This window comes from Arthrobacter sp. StoSoilB13 (genome assembly GCF_019977255.1).
Taxonomy (GTDB): Bacteria; Actinomycetota; Actinomycetes; order Actinomycetales; family Micrococcaceae; genus Arthrobacter.
Genome location: NZ_AP024648.1, coordinates 886,449 through 908,491 on the forward strand (window position 1 = coordinate 886,449; position 22,043 = coordinate 908,491).

Consider the following 22,043-nt stretch of genomic DNA (forward strand, 5'->3'; position numbering starts at 1 on the left):
GAAACGGCGGAGAGAGTTTGGATCACTGACATGTTCACCGCATTGGCTTCAATCGTCGGGGAGACCACCACGGGAGCGCTGGCACAGTTGCCGGCCACCGTCGTCGCGCATGGTCCCTGGGGAGACGGTACGTACTGGCCGTTCTTCCTGCTGTTCCCGCTGTTCTGGATCCTCGTGATCTTCCTGTTCATTTTCGTCGGCCGGAGGGCTTGGCGCCGCAACCATCACTGGGTAGCTACCCAGGGTGCCGAGGGCGTGCTGCGCGAACGCTATGCACGGGGCGAAATTGATGAGACCGAGTTCAGGCAGCGGCTGGAGGTATTGCGCTCGCAGCCACCGTCCTGACCTGGACGAAAGCGAAAATGAGAGGGCTCTTGCAAAAATATCTGCAAGAGCCCTTTCACATATTCGTTGGCGCTACTAGTCTGCTGAGGGTGCACAATGAAGCAACCGGCTCTGCAACACACTCCGAATCGTGGCAAACCAGCTTCGACATGAACCCACCCACCGTCATCAGCGCGCGGAACCTCACCAAAACCTATGGCGAGCTCACAGCCGTGGACAACATCTCCTTCGATGTTCCGGCGGGAGAGTCCTTTGGGCTGCTCGGCCCCAACGGTGCAGGCAAATCCACCACCATGAAAATGATCGGCGGCGTCTCGCAGCGCACTTCAGGAACGCTGAACATCATGGGCCTGGACCCGGAATCCCATGGCCCCGAAGTCAGGGCACACCTGGGCGTCGTTCCGCAGCAGGACAACCTTGACGAAGAACTGAAGGTTCGCGAGAACCTGATCGTCTACGGCCGTTACTTCGGCCTGCCGCTGAGCTACCTGCGGCCCAAAGCGGACGAGCTCCTGGAATTCGCGCAGCTCACGGACAAGGCCAACTCCAAAGTGGATGCGCTGTCCGGTGGCATGAAACGGCGGCTCACCATCGCGCGGTCGCTCATCAACGAACCCCGCATCCTGCTCCTGGACGAGCCCACCACGGGCCTTGACCCGCAAGCCCGGCACATCCTCTGGGACCGCCTGTTCCGGCTCAAGGAAAACGGCGTCACACTGATCCTGACCACCCACTACATGGACGAGGCAGAGCAACTCTGCGACCGCCTGATCGTGGTGGACAAGGGCAAGATCATGGCCGAGGGATCGCCGGCCAGCTTGATCCGCGAGCACTCCTCCCGCGAAGTACTTGAATTGAGGTTCGGATCCGAGCGGAACTCGCGTATCGGCGTCGAACTTCAGGGCATCGGCGAGCGGCTGGAGACACTTCCTGACCGGGTGCTCATCTACGCGCACGACGGCGAGGCCGCACTGGAGCAGGTTTCGGCGCGGGGGCTGCGCCCGATGACGTCCCTGGTGCGCCGTTCCTCCCTGGAGGACGTGTTCCTCCGGCTCACGGGCAGGAGCCTCGTTGATTAAGGATCCGTTGGGACCTTTCGGTGAAGGTACTGCCAAACCAATCACGACGGCGGAGCAGCCGTTGCGGGCACACCCGCCTGCCGTCTCGGCGGCCCGGGCGCGGCGTTGGGGTTCCTTCTTCTATGCGGAACAGGTGCTCCGGGTCATGCGCAATTACGGCTGGTCCGTGGTGCTCTACAGCGTGGGGCAGCCCGTGGCCTACTTGTTCGCCATGGGAGTCGGGCTGGCAAGCCTGGTTGATGCGAACAGCGAATCCGTCTTCGGGGGCGTCAGCTACCTGGAATTCGTGGCACCAGCGCTGTTGGTGTCGGCGGCAGTCATGACGGCTTCCGGAGAATTCTCCTACCCCATCATGGATGGCTTCAAATGGCGGCGCGTATTCTACGGGCCGCACGCCTCGCCCCTGGTACCGCAGCAAATAGCGAGCGGCCACATCATGGCAAGCACGCTCAGGTTCCTGCTGCAGTCGCTCGTCTACCTAGCGGTGGTGGCCATGTTCGGGGCCTCGCCGAGTCCCTGGGGATGGGCGTCCGCACTGGTTGCCACCGTGGCGGCATTGTCCTTCGGCCTGCCACTCATGGCCTATGCCGCCAGCATCACCCAGGACAAGGGGCAGTTCGCGTTAGTGCAGCGATTCATCGTCATGCCACTGTTCTTGTTCTCCGGGACGTTTTTCCCCCTGGACACGCTGCCGTGGGCTGTCCGTTGGATCGGCTGGATATCGCCTGTATGGCACGGAACTGAGCTGGGGCGGGTCTTCACTTATGGCATGGACGAGAACCCCTTGCTGACCGTTACGCATGTGGTGTACCTCCTGGGGACCGCCACGGCCGGCTGGCTGCTGGTCAGGCGCCAGTTCGTGAAGAGGATGGGCTCATGAGCATCCTCACCGGCGGCCACAGCGCCACGGATATCGCCCGGGAACGCAAGTTCGGACCGCTCTACTCCCGAAATGCCAAGGCAGTGGTGGCCCGTGGCCTCATGGCCGCGAAGTCCAGTACCTGGCTGGTGTTGCTGTCCGGGTTCTTCGAGCCGGTCCTCTTCCTGCTGGCCATGGGCGTAGGGATGGGCTCGATCGTGGGCACAGTCCAAGGACCCGGTGGCGCGGACATCAGCTACGCGGCCTACATAGCGCCGGCACTCCTGGCGGTCTCAGCCATGAACGGCGCCATTTACGATTCCACCTGGAACGTCTTCTTCAAGATGAACTTCGCAAAGCTATACCAAGGGATGCTCTACACCTCCCTTGGCCCGCTGGACGTTGCCATGGGCGAGATCTTCCTGGCGCTGTTGCGGGGTCTTCTCTACGCCACGGGTTTCACGGCAGTGATGGGAGTCATGGGGCTGATTACTACTTGGTGGGCCATCCTGGTTATTCCTGCGTCAGTACTGATCGCTTTCGGCTTTGCGAGCTTCGGCATGGGCATCACCAGCTTCATGAAGACGTTCCAGCAAATGGACTGGATCAACTTCTTCCTGCTGCCCATGTTCCTGTTCAGTGCCACGTTCTACCCGCTCAGCGTCTACCCGCAGGTCATCCAGTGGTTTATCCAGGCCATGCCCCTATGGCACGGGGTCGAGTTGTTGCGGCAGATCAGCGTGGGCTCATTCAGTCCTGCCACTGCCATCCACGTTGGCTACTACCTGGTGATGATTGCCTTGGGGATCATGCTCACCACCGGACGGCTGCGTCAACTGTTCCTGAAGTGATGGCTTTGTGTTCGCCATCCGTGGAAGCGGCACAGGCACCTTCAGGGGTTTGCGACAATTGACTCATGCAATCTCTCGGCGACCCGCACCCGTCCACGTCCTCGTCCGGTAAAGGCCTTTTCAAGGGCTTCCGCATCGGCGGCCTGGGGATGACCGTAGTCATCATCGCTTTCGTGGTGGCTGTTATTTTCGCGGCCAACCAGAACGATTTTGTGGGTTGGGTAGTTGCGGTGGTCGCCTTCGGCTGGCTCGCGCTCGCCGCCTTCGTGGTGTTCAGCATTCGAAGGGCAGCGCGGCGCGCCGGAGCAAAATTGAGCGAAGCGCAAGCCGCCTTCAACTCGGCAACCGGCCGCGCGCCGTCGTCGTCCTCGGCTGACAGCGGCGGCACCCGCGTTGTCGCTGAACGCAGCCAGGCCGATGAAGTACGGGACCTCAAGCTGGACCACTCCTTCAAGATTGTCCAGGTGCAGGTGCGCGTTGTGGACGAGGAACGTGCCAAGGGTGCAGCGGCAAACCAGGACACCATCAACCGCGCGCTGGAAACCATCGCGATCACGGCCACCAATGCCCGGGACATGATCAAGTCCTCAGGTGGCTCGGACGAGCCCGTGGCCGGCACCATCATCGACTAGAGTAGACCGGGTGAGTACGGCATTGAAGAAGGACTTCCTTCGCATCGCATCGGTCAACGTCAATGGCCTTCGGGCTGCCTACAAGAACGGCATGGCGGAATGGCTGGAGCCACGCGATGTAGACATCCTCTGCTTGCAGGAAGTCCGCGCTCCTGACGCAATCGTCAACACCCTGCTCGGCGAAGGCTGGTACATCCTCCACGCCGAGGCTGAGGCAAAGGGCCGCGCAGGCGTTGCCATTGCTTCCCGCGAGGAACCCACAGCCACCCGGATCGGAATCGGCGATGACTACTTCGCCACCGCCGGCCGCTGGGTTGAAGCGGATTTCATCGTCAGGAACACTGGCGGCGAAACCTCCACGTTGTCCGTGGTCAGCGCTTACGTTCACTCCGGTGAGGCAGGTACGCCCAAGCAGGATGATAAGTACCGCTTCCTGGACGCCATGACCACCCGCCTCCCCGAGCTCGCCAAGCACAGCGATCACGCGCTGGTAGTTGGCGACCTCAACGTCGGACACACTGAACTGGACATCAAGAACTGGAAGGGCAACGTCAAGCGTGCCGGTTTCCTGCCGGAGGAGCGCGCTTATTTCGACCGCTTCCTGGGTGAAGAAATCGGATGGAGGGATGTCCACAGGGGCCTGGCAGGAAATGTTGCCGGCCCCTACACCTGGTGGTCCCAGCGCGGAAAGGCCTTTGACACAGACACAGGCTGGCGCATCGACTACCACCTGGCTACTCCCGGACTTGCAGCAGCCGCGTTCTCGGCTGTCGTGGATCGGGCGCCTTCGTGGGACACCCGCTTCTCTGACCACGCACCGCTGGTAGTGGACTACCGGCTTTAAGCTTCACGAAAGTATTGCTCAATGACTAGCTCCATCACGACTGAAACCGGCACCCCAGCCGCCACACTGCCCAGCGGGAGTACCGTGACCTCCACCAAGCTTGCCGTTGGCGCCAAGCAGCGCGTCCTTTCAGGTATGCAACCCTCGGCTGATTCCCTGCACCTTGGCAACTACCTTGGCGCTTTGGTCAACTGGGTTCGCATGCAGGACGAGTACGACGCCGTCTTCTTCATTCCGGATCTGCACGCCATCACCGTTCCGCAGGATCCTGCCGAGCTCGCCCGCCGCACCAGGGTTACGGCTGCCCAGTACATAGCCGGCGGCGTGGACGTGGAGAAGTGCACGCTGTTCGTGCAGTCGCAGGTCCCCGAGCATGCCCAGCTTGCGTGGGTACTGAACTGCATCACCGGAATGGGTGAAGCCGGCCGCATGACGCAGTTCAAGGACAAGGCACAGAAGCAGGGCTCGGACCACGCCAGCGTCGGCCCTGTTCACCTATCCCATCCTGCAGGCTGCAGACATCCTCCTTTACCAGCCGCACGGCGTACCTGTCGGCGAAGACCAGCGCCAGCACGTGGAGCTCAGCCGGGACCTCGCCAACCGCTTCAACAGCCGCTTCGGCGAGACGTTCCAGGTGCCCGAGCCCTTCATCCAGAAGGAATCGGCAAAGATCTACGATCTCCAGAACCCCACGGCCAAGATGTCCAAGTCCGCCGAATCACCCGCTGGCCTCATCAACCTGTTGGATGACCCCAAGACCGTGGCCAAGCGCATCAAATCCGCTGTCACTGACACTGAGACCGAGATCCGCTACGACCGCGAAAACAAGCCGGGCGTCTCCAACCTGCTCACCATCTACTCGGCCATCAGTGGTACCCCGGTGGAGAAGATCGTGGCCGACTACCAGGGCAAGATGTACGGCCACCTCAAGGTAGATCTCGCCGAACTCGTCTCCGGACGCCTTGCCCCCATCCGTGAGCGGGCCAACGAACTTCTAGCGGACCCCGCAGAACTGGACCGTCTCCTGGCTCACGGTGCGGACAAAGCGCGTGAGATCGCCTCGGCGACGCTCGCCGATGTCTACTCCAAGGTAGGCTTCCTGCCCTACCGCGGGGATGCCTACCGCAGCGAGCAAGGAGTCCGCTAAGTTCATGTGCGCAGCTGGCCAGCTTAACGTCAAGACCGATACCCCTCAAGGCGTCGGTCCGGACGAATCGCGCCAGCCTGCTGTCACCGGCACCGATTGCGGTGCCGGTGACACCATGTGCGTTGGGGTGATCCTCGGCTTCCCGCCGGAGATCGCGCGTGAACTGCAGGCCTGGCGCGCGTCCTTTGGGGATCCCATGGCCGAAGTCATCCCAGCCCACATCACCCTCATCACCACCACGCCCACCCAGGATTGGGCAGCCACCCGGGACCACGTGCGCGAGATCGCCCGCTCACAGGAACCGTTCACCATCACCATCTCCGGTACCGGTTCGTTCCGGCCCGTTTCGCCCGTGGTTTTCGTCAACGTGGAAGAAGGCTTTGAAGAGTGCGTGCAACTGCACGAAAAGCTCCAGACGGGTCCGCTTGAGCGTTTGCTTCCTTTCCCGTACCACCCGCATGTCACCGTGGCCCATGATGTGGCCGAGGAAAATCTGGACGAGGCCGAAACGGTCCTGTCAGATTACCGGGCGACCTTCCCAGTGGTTAGCATGGGACTTTACGAGCACGACACCAATGGAATTTGGCAGCTACGGGAAGAGCTCGACTTTGGCGGCGACACTGACAAAACGCAGCAGGCGGAATCAACATCCACCGGCGGGAAGTCCTCCGCTGCCAACTGAGCTGGCAAAGCTCAAACTTCAACTTCTTCACAAGCGGCAGGACTGGGGCCATGCCAAACGTGCCGGAGAAGGCCTGCCGAAGAGGGCCGGAGCCCTGCTCGCCCTCCTGCTTGCCAGGCTGAACACCAACCGGGCCATGCGCTCCTTCCAGAACTACACCCGCCAGCATGGACCGCTTCTGAGTGCGGGCATCGGCTTCAACATGTTCTTCTCCATCACGGGTCTGCTCACCACGGGTTTCGCCATCGCGGGAATCGTCCTGGGCGGCAACCCGGTGCTCGAAGGCGCCGTCATTGGCAGCGTTGCCTCTGCAGCTCCGGGACTCCTCCAGGTCAATGGCGGCGAGGGACTGGTCGATCCGCAAACGCTCCTCAATCCCTCAGGGCTTGGATGGACTGCGGTCATCGCGGCTGCGGTAACCATCTTCACGTCCCTTGGGTGGATTGCCAGTGTCAGGGAAGGCCCTGCGTGGCGTGATGGATGCTGATCCGCTCCAGCGCAGCCCCATCCTGCAGAAACTGATCGACGCCGGCACCCTCCTGCTCCTTGGCGTGATCCTCGTGGTCAGCGCCGGCGCATCCCTGATCTTTGGCACGGCTGCTGCCTGGATCTTCGACCTCCTCCGATTGGACGAAGCAGTGGCGGCTCCCGTCGCGGCCGTCGTCAAGGTCGTCGTCCCCCTCCTGCTGAACTGCGCGACGGCGGCAGTGTTGTTCCATATCGCAGGTGGCCTCAAGCTGGGGCGCCAGGCGTTCATCGAAGGGGTTGCACTGGCTGGCATCGGGACCACCGTGCTTCAGCTGTTCAGTACCGAACTCCTCGCCCGGGCAGGACAGAACCCTGTCCTCGCCTCGTTCGCCATCATCATCGGCCTTCTGATCTGGTTCAACCTGGTAAGCCAGGTGTACCTTGTTTCGGCTTCGTGGGCCGCCATCCGGGAAGCTGACCTGCAGGCAGGGGAGACCCCGCGCAAGAAGGTCCTCGGTTCACGCCGCACAACGCCCCAGACGTAAGAGTTGCATTCTTCCAGGAGGTTTCATGAACAACCAGTTGTGGATCGCTTGCCTCCTGGGAACCGCTGCAGGGTTGGTGGTTGGCCAGCTCGTCTTCAACTCTCCATTTGTGGGAATCCTCGTTGGCCTCGGCCTGGGCGCCTTGGTTGGAGCGGCCGTAGGACCCCGCCGCGAATAGAGGACCCCGCCGCGAATAGCAACGCGGGGTCACTTACGGCCCATCCGGAGGGGGATTATGGGCCGTAAGTGACCCCGCGTTGGTTCCAATCCGGCTATGGTGCCCGGACCAGACCTTCCCACCTGACGGTCCAGTCAGCCGGGAAACCTGGTGCGTGGCGGTCCGGTCCGTTGTCCCAACCAGCGGCCATCAACGCGACGGCGGCGAGCAGCCCACCATTCCCAGGCAGATATAACGGAAGCGAATCCGTTTGACGGTTGTGCCCGTTTGTCAGCACGGTGTTTTTTCCGGCGTCCAGCAGAAGGGCGTCGACGGCGGCCTCCGGGTCCTCCAATCGGGCAGCGGTCATTGCCATTACTGGATAGTCCCACCCCCAGGTGCTTCCCCAATCCCAGTCCGCCAGGACATCCGACAGGGTAGCGCGCATGATGTCCGGATCAATCAGGTCCGTCAGAGGGAGGACCCCCAGCGCGCACAGCATCGAAGGGTGGTCCGTGCGGATAGTGAAGGGCTCCACGTCGATCGCAGCGTAAACGCCATTCACCACGCGTGGCTTTACCAAAGCGTCCGCAACGTCAGCCCACGCTTCCACGGGTTCCAGACCCAGCCGCTCGCGCCAGGCAGCTGCGGTCCGCAGCCCCCACTGCCAGTAGGCCAGCTCAAACGTGGGATTGGTGACCCTGGCCCGGATGGAGCCGTAGCTTTCCTGTGCCGGAATCAAGGGTGGCCCCAGCTCGAATCCACGCTGCGTTGGATGGGCGAAGCTGGCCATGAAGGCAGCTGACTCGAACACAATCTCCGCGAATTCTTCCAACACCTCACGGCTGGGATTTGCCCGGTACGCAAGCTCGGCCAAGTAAATGGGGTGTGGCTGCTGCCAAATCAGGAATGTTCCGATCGGACTTGGGCTTTCACGGCCGTCCGGCCCGATCTGCTTGGGCCAGCGCACGCCGTCGAATCCTTGCGCGTTTGCCGTTTGACGCGATACCTCCAGCACTGTGGAGTACCACCGTAGCGATGGCAGGAGCAGCTCCACCCGGTTCCAGTGGGCAAAGTGCGCAGCATGCCACCAGTGCATTTCCAGGTGGAAGCGGCCGCGCCAGGAGTTGCACACGAGTCCGGTTTCCTGCGGAGGCAGCGAACCTGAGCAATTGACCGCCGTCAAATACTGGGAAAGTACAATCCTTCGCTCCAATTCCCTGGCCCTGGTATCTTCGGTCGCACTCAGCTCGATCGCCCCGCCGGAGGACCAGAACCCGGGCCAATAGGCCTCCGAAGCTGCGGTCACGCTAGGGGCAGGTGAAAGCCCGACGCCGGTCTGGCCAATGGCGTCAGGGCTCACCGCTGGCGTCGTGGCTGCTGGCCTGTTGTTGCCTCGAGGGATGCAGTCGCCATCTCCGGCGGACAGGAAGGCGACGGTGAAGTCCAGCATCTGGTTGGTTTCCGGACGCCCGGTCATGGCGTGAGCTACTTGGAGTTGGTGCTGTCCGGTCTGTTCCACTGTCAGGTTGTCGCCGGTGATCACCACCTGATAGCGGGCCTCATCCAGTTCCCGGTGGACTGTCCATGTTGCGCAGCCATCATGCTCTTCGGACATCACGGGACCGTGTACCGAGGTGGTGTGGGCGTCCGGACTGTTCCAGTCAGCCGCGTCGTGCCAGGCCTCGGAACCGTAGGGAAAGCTGATGCCAATAAGCAGACCGGCGCCCAGTGCTGGCGACTCCACGCGGAAGCCGAGTTCGTCACGGTCCGGGTGGCACGCCGTCGTGACCTTGACGGGGTGTCCGGCCAAGGTGAAGCGGCTGATGATTACTCCCGACCATAAATCGAGTGTTTGTTCGGAGTCGGTGATCTCAGCCTCAAGGATGGAGCGCGCCGTGCCATTCTCCAGCCACTGGAAGCCGATGCGCCCCAGGTCCAGCCGATGCTGGTTCGCCCGGAGCCAGGTCTCAGCCGTGGATGTGTCTGTCTCGCGATCATTGACGATGCCACCCGCCATGTCCACGTAGGGCACTGGGCCTCGGGGGGAATCGTAGAGGACTATCGAGTCGGCAAGGTCGTACGGCTGCGGCGGCGGCACGGAGTGCCAGCCCCATTGTGACTGGGTTCCCAGAAGCGTGCCCGGCGGGAGGTCATCGCGGGCGCCCACAGGGTAAGAGGCCGGCAGCGATTGGAGTCCGGTGACGTCAACGGTGAAGCCGAACTCGCCATTGCCCACGGAGAGCGGGCTTCCGGGATCGAGACGACTCTGATGGACGTTGTGCCGCTGAACGAGAGCCTTCCGGTCGATTTTTCCGGCTATTGTGTGCACTCCGCACGCCCTCCCAGTGTTCTGATCGAAATAGTTAATGGTCATAACTATTGACGATCATAAACCCTCTTGATACGTTTCAGGAACCGTTTTCTCAGACTTGAAGGAAGTTACCCAATGACGCGTAAATCTGTCCGTCGCATGCGAAAGTCAGTAGCAGTTTTGGCTGCCGTCGGCCTGTTGGGGCTCACCGTGGCATGCTCCAGCCCCTCATCCAACCAGTCCGGGGACGGGCCCGTGGAAATACGGTTCTCGTGGTGGGGCAATGCCACCCGTGCCGAACTGACAAACAAGGCCATCAAGGAGTTCGAGGCCGCCAACCCCAACATCAAGGTCAAGCCGGAGTATGGCGACATTGGAGGCTACTTCGACAAGCTGGCAACCCAGGTGGCAGCCAACGACGCCCCCGATGTCATCACCATGGGAGGTGCCTACCCGGCCGAGTATGCGAACCGCGGCGCCCTGCTGGATCTGTCCAAGGTGGACGGCTCGCTCGACCTCTCCAAAATGGATCAGGGAGCCCTTGAAAACGGCCAGGTCAAGGGCAAGCAGTACGGCATCTCAACCGGTGCCAACGCTTTGGCCATCGTGGTGAACCCCGCTGTTTTCCAGGCGGCAGGCGTTTCCCTGCCGGATGACAACACGTGGTCATGGGATGACTTCGCAAAGACCGCAGAGGACATCACGGCCAACAGCCCCAAGGGAACGTACGGTACAGCCACAGTCCTCACGCATGACTCGCTGGACGCTTTCGCCCGTCAGCGGGGCAAGTCTCTTTACACAGAAGACGGCCAGTTGGGACTGGACAAGGAAACCGTGCAGGACTACTTCGATTTCTCGCTCAAGCTCAGCGAGTCAGGCGCGGCCCCCAGCGCTTCGGAGACGGTTGAGAAGCTCAACGTCAGCACTGAGCAGACACTTATGGGCATGGGGCAGGGCCGGCATGATGCTCACCTGGACGAACTCCCTGACCGCACTGAGCAAAGCCTCCGGTGCTGAGCTGAAGTTGCTGAAACTGCCCGGGGAGACGCCCACGCCCGGCATCTGGCTGCAGTCTTCGCAGTTTTACACCATCTCAGCCCGCAGCAAGCACACGGATGCCGCTGCCAAGCTGGTCAATTTCCTCGTGAACAATGAGGCCGCAGCAAAAATCATCCAGAGCGACCGTGGCGTACCCAGCAACTCCGGCATGCGTACGGCCATCCAGGATCTGCTGACTCCGCAGGGCAAGGCAGAGGCCGCCTACATCGACCAGATCGGCAAGATGGATTTCGCGCCCACCTTTATTGGTCCCACGGGCTCCACGGCAGTCTCCGAGATCACGGCGCGCATCAACACCGAAGTCCTCTTCAAGCGGCTGACGCCGGAGAAAGCCGCCGAGCAGTGGCTTAGTGAGAGCAAAGCGGCCATCGGCAAATAGGGAACACCAACGCGGGGTCACTTAGGGCCCATCCGGAGGGGGATAATGGGCCGTAAGTGACCCCGCGTTGCTTTAATCAGTGGGCGTCCCGGACTTCCAAGTAGGGATCAGCCCAAGCGCTGATGATCCGTGCCACCCGGGCGGCTTGTCCCTTGCCCGTCAGGAGGTGCTCGCTGCCCTCCAGCGAAATGAAGCTGCGGGGATGCCGGGCCGTCCGGAAGATTTCGCTGGCGTTGTCGATGCCCACGGTGTTGTCAGTGGGGGAGTGCATCACCATCAAGGGCTTATGGAGCGTGCGGATGCAGTCGCGCAGGTCGGCGCGTTCCACATCCTCCACAAAGTGCCGGCGGATTTCCATGGGCCTGCCGCCCAGGTCAACCACGGCGCTGCCGTCGCGCAGGATGGAGTCAATTTCGGCGTCGAACATGTGCTCGACGTGCTTTGGCTCGTAAGGTGCGCCCACGGTCACAACGGCGTTGAGGCCGGGGATGTCTCGTGCAGCAGCCAGCACCGCGGCGCCACCGAAGGAGTGGCCCACCAGCAAGGAGATCCCCCTGCCCTGCTCCCGCATGAAGTCGGCAGCGAGAATGGTGTCAGCCACTTTGACGCTGAACGAGCCTGCGGACCATTCCCCGGCAGAGCCGCCCAGGCCAAGGTTGTCGAACCGGAGCATGCCCACACCCTGCTCCGCGAGCCCTTTGCAGATCCGGGAGGCGGCGGGGCTGTCCTTGCCCAGGGTCAGGCCGTGCGAGTACACGCCCCAGCCACGTACAGGGCCCTCGGGCACGTCTACAATGCCAGCGAGGGCATCACCCGTACTTCCAGTGAAAGTGATCTTCTCAGGGCGTGACACGCTGGTCTCCTTGCTTTTGCGCTATCGGGCCGGAGCCGGACTGCTGAAGTGATTAACGACGACGGCGCCACTCACCAACAGGGGTGGGCGGCGCCGTCGTCGTTTGGTTCCTTGGGGGACCGGCGAACTAGATCTTGCGGGCCAGGATGGCCTGCTTGACCTCGGCGATTGCCTGGGTCACCTGGATGCCGCGGGGGCATGCTTCCGAGCAGTTGAAGGTGGTGCGGCAACGCCACACGCCTTCTTTGTCGTTCAGGATTTCCAAGCGCATGTCGCCGGCGTCATCACGGGAATCGAAGATGAAGCGGTGTGCATTGACGATTGCGGCCGGACCAAAGTACTGGCCGTCGGTCCAGAAGACCGGGCAGGACGAGGTGCAGGCAGCACAGAGGATGCACTTGGTGGTGTCGTCAAAGCGCTCACGGTCTTCAACGGACTGCAGGCGTTCCTTGGTGGGCTCGTGGCCCTTGTTGATCAGGAACGGCATGACTTCGCGGAACGACTGGAAGAAGGGTTCCATGTCCACGATCAGGTCCTTCTCCACGGGGAGGCCCTTGATCGGCTCGACCGTGATGGGCTTGGTGGTGTCCAGGTCCTTCAGCAGCGTCTTGCAGGCGAGGCGGTTACGGCCGTTGATGCGCATGGCATCCGAACCACAAACACCGTGTGCGCAGGAGCGGCGGAAGGAAACGCTGCCGTCGATCTCCCACTTGACCTTGTGGAGGGCATCCAGAACGCGGTCCGTGCCATACATGGTCAGCTTGTAGTCGTCCCAGCGGGCTTCTTCCGAGATTTCGGGATCGTACCGGCGGACGCGCAGGGTGATGTGGAAAGTGGGGATTTCACCGTCGCCGGCGACACTCGCCGGAAGCTCGATCTTGGAAGCGGGCTCTGCCATTTCGGTAGTCATTAGTACTTACGCTCCATCGGCTCGTAACGGGTGAAGACAACGGGCTTGGTCTCCAAACGGATGCCCGCAACGGATTCGGCCGACGAGTCGACGGTAACGGAGGAGTCCAGGTAAGCCATGGAGTGCTTCATGAACTTTTCGTCGTCGCGGTCCGGGAAGTCCTCGCGGTAGTGGCCGCCGCGCGACTCTTCACGGTGCAGTGCACCGACGGTCATGACCTTGGCCATGTCCAGGAGGAAGCCCAGTTCCACGGCTTCCAGCAGGTCCAGGTTGAAGCGCTTGCCCTTGTCCTGGACGGTAACGTTCTTGTACCGCTCTTCGAACGAGGCGATGTCGCTGAGCACCTTTTCCAAGGATTCCTTGGTGCGGAACACCTGCATGTTCGCGTCCATGGTGTCCTGCAGTTCCTTGCGGATCTGGGCAACACGCTCGGTGCCGCTGCCGTTGAGCAGGCCGTCCAGGATGCCCCGCGTCATGGCCTCCGGGTCCTCGGGCAGCTCGACGAAGTCGGCCGTCTTGGAGTACTCGGCGGCGGCGATGCCGGCGCGCTTGCCGAAGACGTTGATGTCCAGGAGCGAGTTGGTGCCCAGACGGTTGGAGCCGTGGACGGATACGCAAGCAACTTCACCGGCTGCGTAGAGGCCCGGAACGATCGTGTCGTTGTCCTGGAGGACTTCGGTGGTGATGTTCGTGGGAATGCCGCCCATTGCGTAGTGCGCGGTGGGGAACACCGGAACCGGGTCCGTGAACGGTTCCACACCAAGGTAGGTGCGGGCGAACTCGGTGATGTCCGGAAGCTTGGCCTCGATGTGGGCAGGCTCAAGGTGGGTCAGGTCCAGGAGGACGTAGTCCTTGTTCGGACCACAACCACGGCCTTCACGCACTTCGTTCGCCATGGCGCGGGCCACGATGTCACGGGGTGCAAGGTCCTTGATGGTGGGGGCGTAACGCTCCATGAAGCGTTCACCCTCGGAGTTACGCAGGATGGCACCTTCACCACGTGCACCCTCGGTGAGGAGGATTCCCAGGCCTGCGAGGCCGGTCGGGTGGAACTGGAAGAATTCCATGTCTTCCAAGGGGATGCCACGGCGGAAGGCGATGCCCATGCCGTCGCCTGTCAGGGTGTGGGCGTTGGAGGTCGTCTTGAAGACCTTGCCTGCACCGCCGGAGGCGAACACTACGGACTTGGCCTGGAAAACGTGCAGTTCACCGGAAGCAAGATCGTAGGAGACTACGCCGGCGACACGCTTCTGCTTGTACGGGGTACCGTCTTCGCGTACTGCGTCTTCTTCGACGATCAGCAGGTCAAGGACGTAGTACTCGTTGTAGAACTCAACGTTGTGCTTGACGCAGTTTTGGTACAGCGTCTGCAGGATCATGTGGCCCGTGCGGTCGGCAGCGTAGCAAGCACGGCGGACAGGAGCCTTGCCGTGGTCGCGGGTGTGGCCACCAAAGCGGCGCTGGTCGATCCGGCCTTCGGGCGTGCGGTTGAACGGCAGACCCATCTTCTCCAGGTCCAGCACGGCGTCGATGGCTTCCTTCGCCATGACCTCGGCTGCGTCCTGGTCAACCAGGTAGTCGCCACCCTTGATCGTGTCAAAGGTGTGCCACTCCCAGTTGTCTTCTTCGACGTTGGCCAGTGCTGCACACATGCCACCCTGGGCTGCACCGGTGTGCGAGCGGGTGGGGTAGAGCTTGGTCAGTACCGCTGTGCGTGCGCGCTGACCGGATTCGATCGCGGCGCGCATGCCGGCGCCACCTGCACCGACAATGACGACGTCGTACTTATGGACCTGCATACCAGATGCTCTCTCTTTCAAAAATTCAGATGGTCGGCGGAGGCTGTTCCGCTAAGTCAGGCGCAACCGGTTCCCTGCAGGGCCGGCCGGCTGCGCCAGGAAGCCGCTACGGGGCCGGGCAGAAGCCGCCGGGCAGCTGAACGCCGTCGACGACGGGGCACGGGTTGAACGTGAAGATCACCAGGGTGCCGAGAATGATGATGACAGCCGTGGCTGCATAGAGGACTACCTTGAGCCAGAAGCGCGTGGAGTCCTTTTCCGCGTAGTCGTTGATGATGGTGCGGACGCCGTTGGTTCCGTGCAGCATGGCAAGCCAGAGCATCGCGAGGTCCCAGAACTGCCAGAAGGGATCTGCCCACTTACCGGCAACGAAACCGAAGTCGATGGCGTGGATACCCTCACCCACCAGCAGGTTCACGAAGAGGTGGCCGAAGATCAGCACCACCAGGACGATGCCGGAGAGGCGCATGAAGAGCCAGGCGATCATCTCGAAGTTGCCACGGCTGGAGCCGGTGCGGTTGTACTTCGGAGCAATCTTGCCCGAACCGATTTTTCCGCTGCGGGGGGATTCGATCGTCGTCATGGTTTAGTGGCCTCCCAGCGCGAGGGAAAGGTGGCGGATAGCGAAGCCGGCGAACGTAACGAGCCACAGCGCAAGCACGATCCACAGCATCTGACGCTGGTACTTCGCGCCTTTCTTCCAGAAGTCGATGGCGATCACACGAAGGCCGTTGAAGGCGTGGAAGATGATCGCCGCGACCAGGGCCCGTTTCACCCAGGGCCATGAGGGGGTTCTTGTAAGCACCAATGACGGCCGTGTAGGCCTCGGGGGACACGCGCACCAATGAGGTGTCCAACACATGGACCAACAAGAAGAAAAAGATCACTACACCGGTAATACGGTGTCCAACCCAGGACCACATGCCTTCACGGCCGCGGTACAAGGTGCCAGCTGGTTTTGTCGGCACTGATTAAACCTTCCTGCAACACAGCGGCGCTGGCATGGGATCCATGCGGGGGGAACGCCTGCTGCGAGAGCACTCGTAGCTCACGCCTAAATCTAGGCTTCGCTACCAGCTTATTCAATTTAGGACGCGCTTCTCTGGTTGTTAATTCCATGTTTCCTGCCCGTATTTAGGCGATATTTCGGCGATTTCCCGTACTTCGTGAGACGAAGGCCACATGTGTGGAGGCCTGCGGGGCTTCGCAGCCGCGTCGGATAAAGTGTTGCGGTGAGTACAGAAGACGCGACATTCCCGGAATCTCCATTGAACCGCTTCCACGCGGTTATTCCGGCGGGCGGTGTGGGGACCCGGCTGTGGCCACTCTCGCGTGCCGCTGCGCCCAAGTTCCTCCACGACCTGACCGGCTCCGGCAGCACGTTGTTGAGGGCCACCTATGACCGCCTTGAGCCGCTGGCCGGTGAGCGGGTGCTTGTTGTGACCGGCGAGGCACACCGTGCCGCAGTATGCCGGCAGCTCCCCGAGGTGGGCGATGACGAGCTGGTGCTCGAGAGCGAGCCCAAGGACTCCGGTGCTGCCATCGGATTGGCCGCCGCGATTCTCCACCGCCGCGACCCGGAGACCATCATGGGTTCGTTCGCCGCGGACCAGGTGATCAGCCCTGACGACCTCTTCCAGGAGACCGTGCGCGAGGCAATTTACACCGCTGCCACGGGCAAGATCGTCACGATCGGCATCAAGCCAACGCACCCCTCCACCGGTTTCGGCTACATCCGCTCCGGTGAAGCACTGAACGTGGAAGGCGCTCCGAACGCGCTTGCCGTCGCTGAGTTTGTTGAGAAGCCCAGCGAGGAAGTCGCGAAGAAATATGTAGAAGCAGGGGACTACGTCTGGAACGCAGGCATGTTCGTGGCTCCCGTAGCGCTCATGCTCCAGCACCTCGAAGCGAACCAGCCGGAGTTGTTCAAGGGCCTCCAGGAAATTGCCGAAGCCTGGGATACGCCACAGCGCGCTGAAGTTACCGCGCGTGTCTGGCCCACACTGCCCAAGATTGCGATCGACTACGCGGTTGCCGAGCCGGCAGCGGCAGCCGGCGATGTCGCCGTCGTGCCTGGTACTTTCCGCTGGGACGACGTTGGCGACTTTGCCGCGATCGGCCGCCTGAACAATGCGGGCGACGTCGATGAAGTTACCGTTCTTGGCGAAGGTGCCCGGGTGTTTGCCGAGAATGCGAGCGGCGTGGTGGTGTCCGATACCAAGCGCGTGATTGCCCTCATCGGCATCAAGGACGTGGTCATTGTGGACACGCCCGACGCACTCCTGGTCACTACCAAGGAACATGCCCAGTTGGTCAAGGGCACTGTCGACGCCCTGAAAGCCAGTGGCGATACGGACGTCCTGTAGCAATCCCTTATACCGTGAGCCACCTCTTTGGTTGTCCTGCGCCTGAACGCAGCGTAACCAAGAGGTGGCTTTCGTTCTTCGGAGGCCACGGATGGCTAGAGTTGTGACGTGCGCAATTACACGACTGAAACCGAGCCGACCCCCGTTGTAAGTCCGTGGGTGGATGAGCTGCTGCCTGGACTCATCGATTTCAGGCGGGACCTGCACGCGCACCCTGAACTTTCCTTCAAGGAATTCCGCACCACCGACAAACTCGTGGAGCGGCTCGAAGCTGCAGGATTGCAGCCGCGCCGCCTTGAAGGAACCGGACTTACGGTTGACGTGGGCGAAGGCCCTATTGCCACTGCACTGCGTGGCGACATCGACGCCTTGCCCATCATCGAGGAAACGGGCCTGCCGTTCGCTTCGAAGAACCACGGCGTCACGCACGCCTGCGGGCATGACGTCCACACCACCACCATGCTCGGTATTGCCTTGGTGCTGCAGCGGATGCACAAGAACACCCCGCTGGGCGGCACTGTCCGCATTATCTTCCAGCCGGCCGAGGAGACGATGCCCGGCGGTGCTTTGTCCTGTATCGAGCAGGGCGTGCTTGAGGGCGTTCCCCGGATCCTTGCGTTGCACTGCGATCCCAGGATCAACGTGGGCAAGATCGGCACCCGGATCGGGGCCATCACCTCGGCATCGGACACCATCAAGATCGAGCTCACGGGCCGGGGTGGCCACACGTCCAGGCCGCACCTGACGGAAGACCTGGTCTTTGCCTTGGCACAGATTGCGGTCAACGTACCCGCCGTGCTCTCCCGTCGCGTGGATGTCCGCAGCGGCGTGTCAGTGGTGTGGGGCCAGATCTCGGCAGGTTCTGCACCCAATGCCATCCCGGGAACTGGCTACATGGCGGGCACCATGCGCTGCCTTGACCGCGATGCCTGGCATAGTGCCGGGGAGTTGCTGGACGACGTCGTGAAGCAGGTTGCCGCTCCTTACGGCGTGGACGTGCACCTGGAGCACACCCGCGGCGTTCCTCCAGTGGTCAACTCCGAGCATGAGACAGCCCTGATTGAAGCGGCGGCGCGAGCTGAACTCGGCGAGAACGCCGTCGTCCTGACACCCCAGTCCATGGGTGGCGAAGACTTCGCCTGGTTCCTGGCAGACCTCCCGGGAGCCATGATGCGGCTCGGCACCCACACGCCCGGCGGCGAGGAATATGACCTTCACCGTGGCGACTTCATCGTGGATGAACGCGCCCTTGGCTACGCCATCCGCGTCCTGACCGCAGCCGCCCTCCGCACCATCCGCGACCTCCAGGACTGACCCCAACTGAGTCGCAGTTAAGCGCGTTTTGAGCTCTCAAAACGCGCTTAACTGCGACTTAGTTGGGTACCAGCACGGAAAGATGAGTTGTGCACAATTGAATTGTGCACTATCGTTTTCTTCATGAGTGATGCACCCCGCCTCCGCCACCAGGTCTGCTTTGCGTTGTATTCAGCGTCCAAGGCGGCGACGGCGGTCTACCGCCCCGTGCTGGACGAGCTGGGTCTGACCTATCCGCAATACCTGGTGATGTTGGTTTTGTGGGAGCAGGAACCGCGCAGCGTGCGGGAACTCGGCGCCGAACTCGGGCTCGACTCCGGCACCTTGTCGCCTCTCCTGAAGCGACTTGAAGCCCTTGGGTTCGTTGAGCGCCACCGATCCGTTGAGGATGAACGCCGTGTGGATGTCGTCCTGACCGACGCCGGCAGGGAGTTGAGCACCCACGCCCAGGCCGTCCCCAAGCGCCTCGCTGATGCCGCGGGCCTGTCCCCGGACGAAATTGAGCAACTGCATGCGACGCTCGGCAAACTCACGGCGGCACTGCAGAAGTCACTCTGACACTTCCAAAGCCACCCACAAGCCCTTTGATATCCAAGAGAAAAGGAAGATTCGTGAAGACTCTCTACACTGCCGAGGCTTTGGCCTCCGGCGAAGGCCGCGACGGCAACGCCCGCACCAACGACGGCAAGCTCGACGTCGCCCTCGCCAGCCCGGTTGAGCTCGGAGGCAACGGCCAGGGCACCAACCCCGAGCAGTTGTTCGCCGCCGGCTACGCGGCATGCTTCCACTCCGCCCTGCGCTTGGTGGGCCGCAAGGAACGCGTTGACCTCAGCGATTCCGCCGTTGCCGCCAAGGTCCACTTCGGTGCACTCACCGACCGCGAGGGTTACGGCTTGGCCGCCGAGCTGGAGATCGCGCTGCCCGCCTTGGATCGCGACACCGCCGAGGAACTGATGGCCAAGGCCCACCAGATCTGCCCGTATTCCAACGCCACCCGCGGCAACATGGCAGTGGACCTCAAGCTCGTGGAGTTTGCAGCATGAGCACTGCAACAACTGTCCTGCCAGTGGAAACCCGGGAAATCCAGCTCACCTCGCGTCCTGTCGGCCGCCCATCGCCGGAGAACTTCCGCCTGGCCGCCTCCGGGCTGCCGGACCTTCAGGACGGGCAGATCCTGGTCCGGAACCAGTTCATGTCCGTGGACCCCTATATGCGCGGGCGGATGAATGACGTCAAGTCCTACTCGGCACCTTTCCGCCTGGATGCAGCGCTCGACGGCGGTGCGGTAGGTGAGGTGATCGCGTCCAGGTCCGACGCGCACAAAGTGGGTGACGTCGTCGTGCATCAGCTGGGGTGGCGTGAGCACGCGGTGGTGGACGCGGCCGCGACAACCACCGTTCCAAGCGGCCTTGCTCCAACATCGGCATTCCTTGGTGCTTTGGGCATGACGGGCCTGACCGCTTATGCGGGCCTGCTCAAAGTTGCCGAGTTCAAAGAAGGCGATGTCGTCTTCGTGTCGGGAGCAGCGGGTGCTGTGGGATCCATGGTGGGCCAGATTGCGAAGGCGTCGGGAGCCGGCAAGGTGATCGGCAGTGCCGGTTCTGCCGGGAAGGTCGCCAGGCTGCTGGAGCTCGGTTTTGATGCCGCCTTCAACTACAACGATGGTCCCGTCCTTGAGCAGTTGCGTGAAGCTGCGGGGGAGCGCGGCATCGATGTGTACTTCGACAATGTTGGTGGCGAACACCTTGAAGCCGCCCTGGCTACGCTCACCGTGGGCGGGCGCGTTGCCATGTGTGGTGCCATTGCCCAATACAACTCCACCGAGCCGCCGGTTGCACCAAGGAACCTGGCCGTGGCGATTGGCAAGCAGCTGACACTGCGTGGATTCCTCGTTGGTGGCCAGCGTCAGCACGCGGCGGAATTCGCGGAGAAGATGGCCGGTTGGCTGGCGGACGGAACGGTTCGCTACGACGAGACGATCGTGGACGGCCTGGAGAACGCACCACAGGCATTCATTGATTTGCTGGACGGCGCAAATACCGGAAAGATGCTCGTCCGGCTGTGATCTGCGGGGTGGGCCGGGTGTGACTTGCACACCCGGCTACTGCTTGGTAACAAAAGGCCAACAATCTGCCCTCGGGGGCCGGATTGTGCTACCTGCGTGTGGTCTGCGCCACTAGTGTTGGGGGTATCAAGGCGCTTCGGCGCAGTGCTGCGAACTTCAGTGAAAACAGAATTTCTGCCTCGGGTATTCGAAACGGACACTCATTGACCATCCGTCGTAGCGCGACTCACTTTCTTCCTGGAGGAAAATTGAAGAACCCACTGCGTTCCACCCTTAAGCGCGGTTCAATGGCCGGAATTGCAACCGCAGGAGCCGCAGCGCTCTTGCTCAGCGGTTGCGGACAAGCTCCCGACGCCGGTTCGGGCGCCGCCACCAAGAGTGACTACATCGGCTGCATTGTGTCCGACTCCGGCGGATTCGATGACCAGTCCTTCAACCAGTCATCGTTCGAAGGCCTGCAGAAGTCCGAAAAGGACCTCGGCATCACCATGAAGTCGGCTGAGTCCAAGGCCAACAGTGATTACGAGACCAACCTGAATGGCATGATCTCCGCAGGGTGCAATATGACCTTCACTGTGGGCTTCCTTCTCGGCGATGCCACCAAGGCTGCCGCGGAGAAGAACCCGGACAAGCACTTCGCAATCATCGACTACTCCTACACGACCCCCGTCGCGAACGTGAAGCCCGTGGTCTACGACACCGCACAGGCCGCATACCTGGCTGGCTACGCAGCTGCCTCAGCAACCAAGACCGGCAAGGTGGGTACCTTCGGCGGCATCAAGCTTCCCACGGTCACCATTTTCATGGACGGCTTCTACGACGGCGTCCAGGCATACAACAAGGCCAAGGGCAAGTCCGTCCAGGTTGTCGGCTGGGACAAGACCAGCCAGGATGGCTCGTTCACGGGCGACTTCGAGAAGCAGGACACCGGCAAGCAGATCACCAAGAACCTCCTGGACCAGGGTGCGGACATCGTCATGCCCGTAGCGGGCCCTGTAGGCAAGGGTGCCGGCGCGGCGCTGAAGGAAGCCAAGGCAGCCGGCAAGGACGTCAAGCTCATCTGGGTTGACTCCGATGGCTACCTCACCGCCCCTGAGTACAAGGACCTCATGCTGACCTCCGTGGTCAAGCAGATGGGTCAAGCCGTGGAAGCCGTGGTGAAGGACGACAAGGAAGGCAAGTTCAGCAACGCAGCCTACGTTGGCACCCTGGCCAATGAGGGCGTCGCCATCGCCCCGTTCCACGACCTCGATTCCGCAGTATCCGCGGACACCAAGTCCGAGCTCGACAAGCTGAAGGCGGACATCGTGTCCGGCAAGCTGGTTGTTGAATCGGCGGCAAGCCCTAAGAAGTAAACAATTCCTGGACGCGCCGC

General features: G+C 62.0%; 19 protein-coding genes and 4 pseudogenes. 17 read left to right on the forward strand and 6 right to left on the reverse strand.

Annotation, left to right across the window (positions count from 1 at the left end):
- Positions 1 to 30: 30 nt before the first annotated feature.
- From LDP01_RS16395 to LDP01_RS16440, 10 genes and pseudogenes are all read left to right on the forward strand, one after another.
- On the forward strand, positions 31 to 345 hold the full coding sequence (locus LDP01_RS16395; RefSeq protein WP_224091519.1) for an SHOCT domain-containing protein: 315 nt from the start codon (positions 31 to 33) through the stop codon (positions 343 to 345).
- 149 nt (positions 346 to 494) lie between these two features.
- A complete protein-coding gene (locus tag LDP01_RS16400; RefSeq protein ID WP_224093888.1) occupies positions 495 to 1,424 on the forward strand; it encodes an ABC transporter ATP-binding protein in 930 nt (309 codons plus the stop codon).
- Positions 1,425 to 1,464: 40 nt separating this feature from the next.
- Complete coding sequence (locus LDP01_RS16405) at positions 1,465 to 2,304, forward strand: ABC transporter permease (protein WP_224093891.1); 840 nt, start codon at positions 1,465 to 1,467, stop codon at positions 2,302 to 2,304.
- Positions 2,301 to 3,134, forward strand: a complete 834-nt coding sequence (locus tag LDP01_RS16410) for an ABC transporter permease (RefSeq protein ID WP_224091520.1) — start codon at positions 2,301 to 2,303, stop codon at positions 3,132 to 3,134. The genes LDP01_RS16405 and LDP01_RS16410 overlap by 4 nt, the downstream gene beginning before the upstream one ends.
- A 65-nt stretch (positions 3,135 to 3,199) precedes the next feature.
- A complete protein-coding gene (locus LDP01_RS16415; RefSeq protein ID WP_224091521.1) occupies positions 3,200 to 3,766 on the forward strand; it encodes a hypothetical protein in 567 nt (188 codons plus the stop codon).
- A gap of 10 nt (positions 3,767 to 3,776) precedes the next feature.
- Positions 3,777 to 4,610 carry an exodeoxyribonuclease III gene (locus LDP01_RS16420; RefSeq protein WP_224091522.1) on the forward strand — a complete coding sequence of 278 codons (834 nt, stop codon included), beginning with the start codon at positions 3,777 to 3,779 and terminating at the stop codon, positions 4,608 to 4,610.
- A 21-nt stretch (positions 4,611 to 4,631) separates the two neighbouring features.
- Positions 4,632 to 5,757, forward strand: a pseudogene (gene trpS, locus LDP01_RS16425) (tryptophan--tRNA ligase).
- A gap of 4 nt (positions 5,758 to 5,761) precedes the next feature.
- Positions 5,762 to 6,439: a 2'-5' RNA ligase family protein gene (locus LDP01_RS16430; RefSeq protein WP_224091526.1), complete on the forward strand. Its 678-nt coding sequence runs from the start codon at positions 5,762 to 5,764 to the stop codon at positions 6,437 to 6,439.
- Positions 6,366 to 7,452, forward strand: a pseudogene (locus LDP01_RS16435) (YhjD/YihY/BrkB family envelope integrity protein). Before LDP01_RS16430 ends, LDP01_RS16435 begins: the two are co-directional and overlap by 74 nt.
- 25 nt (positions 7,453 to 7,477) lie before the next feature.
- Positions 7,478 to 7,630: a hypothetical protein gene (locus LDP01_RS16440; protein ID WP_224091527.1), complete on the forward strand. Its 153-nt coding sequence runs from the start codon at positions 7,478 to 7,480 to the stop codon at positions 7,628 to 7,630.
- 94 nt (positions 7,631 to 7,724) lie between these two features.
- On the opposite strand, the gene LDP01_RS16445 is transcribed toward LDP01_RS16440, so the two are convergent.
- Positions 7,725 to 9,941 carry a hypothetical protein gene (locus tag LDP01_RS16445; protein WP_224091528.1) on the reverse strand — a complete coding sequence of 739 codons (2,217 nt, stop codon included), beginning with the start codon at positions 9,939 to 9,941 and terminating at the stop codon, positions 7,725 to 7,727.
- A gap of 117 nt (positions 9,942 to 10,058) precedes the next feature.
- Here LDP01_RS16445 and LDP01_RS16450 point away from each other — a divergent pair.
- A pseudogene (locus tag LDP01_RS16450) lies at positions 10,059 to 11,361 on the forward strand (ABC transporter substrate-binding protein).
- Between the two features lie 76 nt (positions 11,362 to 11,437).
- Here the strand turns inward: LDP01_RS16450 and LDP01_RS16455 are convergent.
- From LDP01_RS16455 to sdhC, 5 genes and pseudogenes are all read right to left on the reverse strand, one after another.
- The gene (locus tag LDP01_RS16455) at positions 11,438 to 12,214 is read right to left on the reverse strand and encodes an alpha/beta hydrolase family protein (protein WP_224091529.1); all 777 of its coding nucleotides are present in this window, start codon (positions 12,212 to 12,214) and stop codon (positions 11,438 to 11,440) included.
- A 127-nt stretch (positions 12,215 to 12,341) separates the two neighbouring features.
- The gene (locus LDP01_RS16460; protein WP_224091531.1) at positions 12,342 to 13,124 is read right to left on the reverse strand and encodes a succinate dehydrogenase iron-sulfur subunit; all 783 of its coding nucleotides are present in this window, start codon (positions 13,122 to 13,124) and stop codon (positions 12,342 to 12,344) included.
- Entirely contained in the window at positions 13,124 to 14,923 is a 1,800-nt protein-coding gene (gene sdhA / locus LDP01_RS16465; RefSeq protein ID WP_224091532.1) for a succinate dehydrogenase flavoprotein subunit, read from the reverse strand. Before sdhA ends, LDP01_RS16460 begins: the two co-directional genes overlap by 1 nt.
- Positions 14,924 to 15,029: 106 nt before the next feature.
- Positions 15,030 to 15,506, reverse strand: coding sequence for a succinate dehydrogenase hydrophobic membrane anchor subunit (locus LDP01_RS16470; protein WP_216924882.1), 477 nt, complete (start codon positions 15,504 to 15,506; stop codon positions 15,030 to 15,032).
- A gap of 3 nt (positions 15,507 to 15,509) precedes the next feature.
- Positions 15,510 to 15,846: pseudogene (sdhC, locus tag LDP01_RS16475) on the reverse strand (succinate dehydrogenase, cytochrome b556 subunit).
- Between the two features lie 309 nt (positions 15,847 to 16,155).
- On the opposite strand from sdhC, the gene LDP01_RS16480 reads away from it, so the two are divergent.
- The 6 genes from LDP01_RS16480 (at position 16,156) to LDP01_RS16505 (ending at position 22,023) form a co-directional block, all read left to right on the forward strand.
- The gene (locus tag LDP01_RS16480) at positions 16,156 to 17,289 is read left to right on the forward strand and encodes a mannose-1-phosphate guanylyltransferase (RefSeq protein ID WP_224091533.1); all 1,134 of its coding nucleotides are present in this window, start codon (positions 16,156 to 16,158) and stop codon (positions 17,287 to 17,289) included.
- Between the two features lie 108 nt (positions 17,290 to 17,397).
- Positions 17,398 to 18,603, forward strand: coding sequence for an amidohydrolase (locus tag LDP01_RS16485; RefSeq protein WP_224091535.1), 1,206 nt, complete (start codon positions 17,398 to 17,400; stop codon positions 18,601 to 18,603).
- A 123-nt stretch (positions 18,604 to 18,726) separates the two neighbouring features.
- On the forward strand, positions 18,727 to 19,161 hold the full coding sequence (locus tag LDP01_RS16490; RefSeq protein WP_224091537.1) for a MarR family winged helix-turn-helix transcriptional regulator: 435 nt from the start codon (positions 18,727 to 18,729) through the stop codon (positions 19,159 to 19,161).
- 53 nt (positions 19,162 to 19,214) lie between these two features.
- A complete protein-coding gene (locus LDP01_RS16495) occupies positions 19,215 to 19,646 on the forward strand; it encodes an organic hydroperoxide resistance protein (protein WP_216924886.1) in 432 nt (143 codons plus the stop codon).
- Positions 19,643 to 20,668 carry an NADP-dependent oxidoreductase gene (locus LDP01_RS16500; RefSeq protein WP_224091539.1) on the forward strand — a complete coding sequence of 342 codons (1,026 nt, stop codon included), beginning with the start codon at positions 19,643 to 19,645 and terminating at the stop codon, positions 20,666 to 20,668. Before LDP01_RS16495 ends, LDP01_RS16500 begins: the two co-directional genes overlap by 4 nt.
- A gap of 248 nt (positions 20,669 to 20,916) precedes the next feature.
- Positions 20,917 to 22,023 carry a BMP family lipoprotein gene (locus LDP01_RS16505; protein ID WP_527249071.1) on the forward strand — a complete coding sequence of 369 codons (1,107 nt, stop codon included), beginning with the start codon at positions 20,917 to 20,919 and terminating at the stop codon, positions 22,021 to 22,023.
- The last annotated feature ends 20 nt before the right edge of the window (positions 22,024 to 22,043 follow it).

Excerpts from the sequence above, each read along its gene's own strand:
- LDP01_RS16395 (WP_224091519.1), top strand. The coding sequence starts at position 31 with ATGTTCACCGCATTGGCTTCAATCGTCGGGGAGACCACCACGGGAGCG.
- LDP01_RS16400 (WP_224093888.1), top strand. The coding sequence starts at position 495 with ATGAACCCACCCACCGTCATCAGCGCGCGGAACCTCACCAAAACCTAT.
- LDP01_RS16410 (WP_224091520.1), top strand. The coding sequence starts at position 2,301 with ATGAGCATCCTCACCGGCGGCCACAGCGCCACGGATATCGCCCGGGAA.
- LDP01_RS16415 (WP_224091521.1), top strand. The coding sequence starts at position 3,200 with ATGCAATCTCTCGGCGACCCGCACCCGTCCACGTCCTCGTCCGGTAAA.
- LDP01_RS16430 (WP_224091526.1), top strand. The coding sequence starts at position 5,762 with ATGTGCGCAGCTGGCCAGCTTAACGTCAAGACCGATACCCCTCAAGGC.
- LDP01_RS16440 (WP_224091527.1), top strand. The coding sequence starts at position 7,478 with ATGAACAACCAGTTGTGGATCGCTTGCCTCCTGGGAACCGCTGCAGGG.
- LDP01_RS16460 (WP_224091531.1), bottom strand. The coding sequence starts at position 13,124 with ATGACTACCGAAATGGCAGAGCCCGCTTCCAAGATCGAGCTTCCGGCG.
- sdhA (WP_224091532.1), bottom strand. The coding sequence starts at position 14,923 with ATGCAGGTCCATAAGTACGACGTCGTCATTGTCGGTGCAGGTGGCGCC.
- LDP01_RS16470 (WP_216924882.1), bottom strand. The coding sequence starts at position 15,506 with ATGACGACGATCGAATCCCCCCGCAGCGGAAAAATCGGTTCGGGCAAG.
- LDP01_RS16490 (WP_224091537.1), top strand. The coding sequence starts at position 18,727 with ATGAGTGATGCACCCCGCCTCCGCCACCAGGTCTGCTTTGCGTTGTAT.
- LDP01_RS16500 (WP_224091539.1), top strand. The coding sequence starts at position 19,643 with ATGAGCACTGCAACAACTGTCCTGCCAGTGGAAACCCGGGAAATCCAG.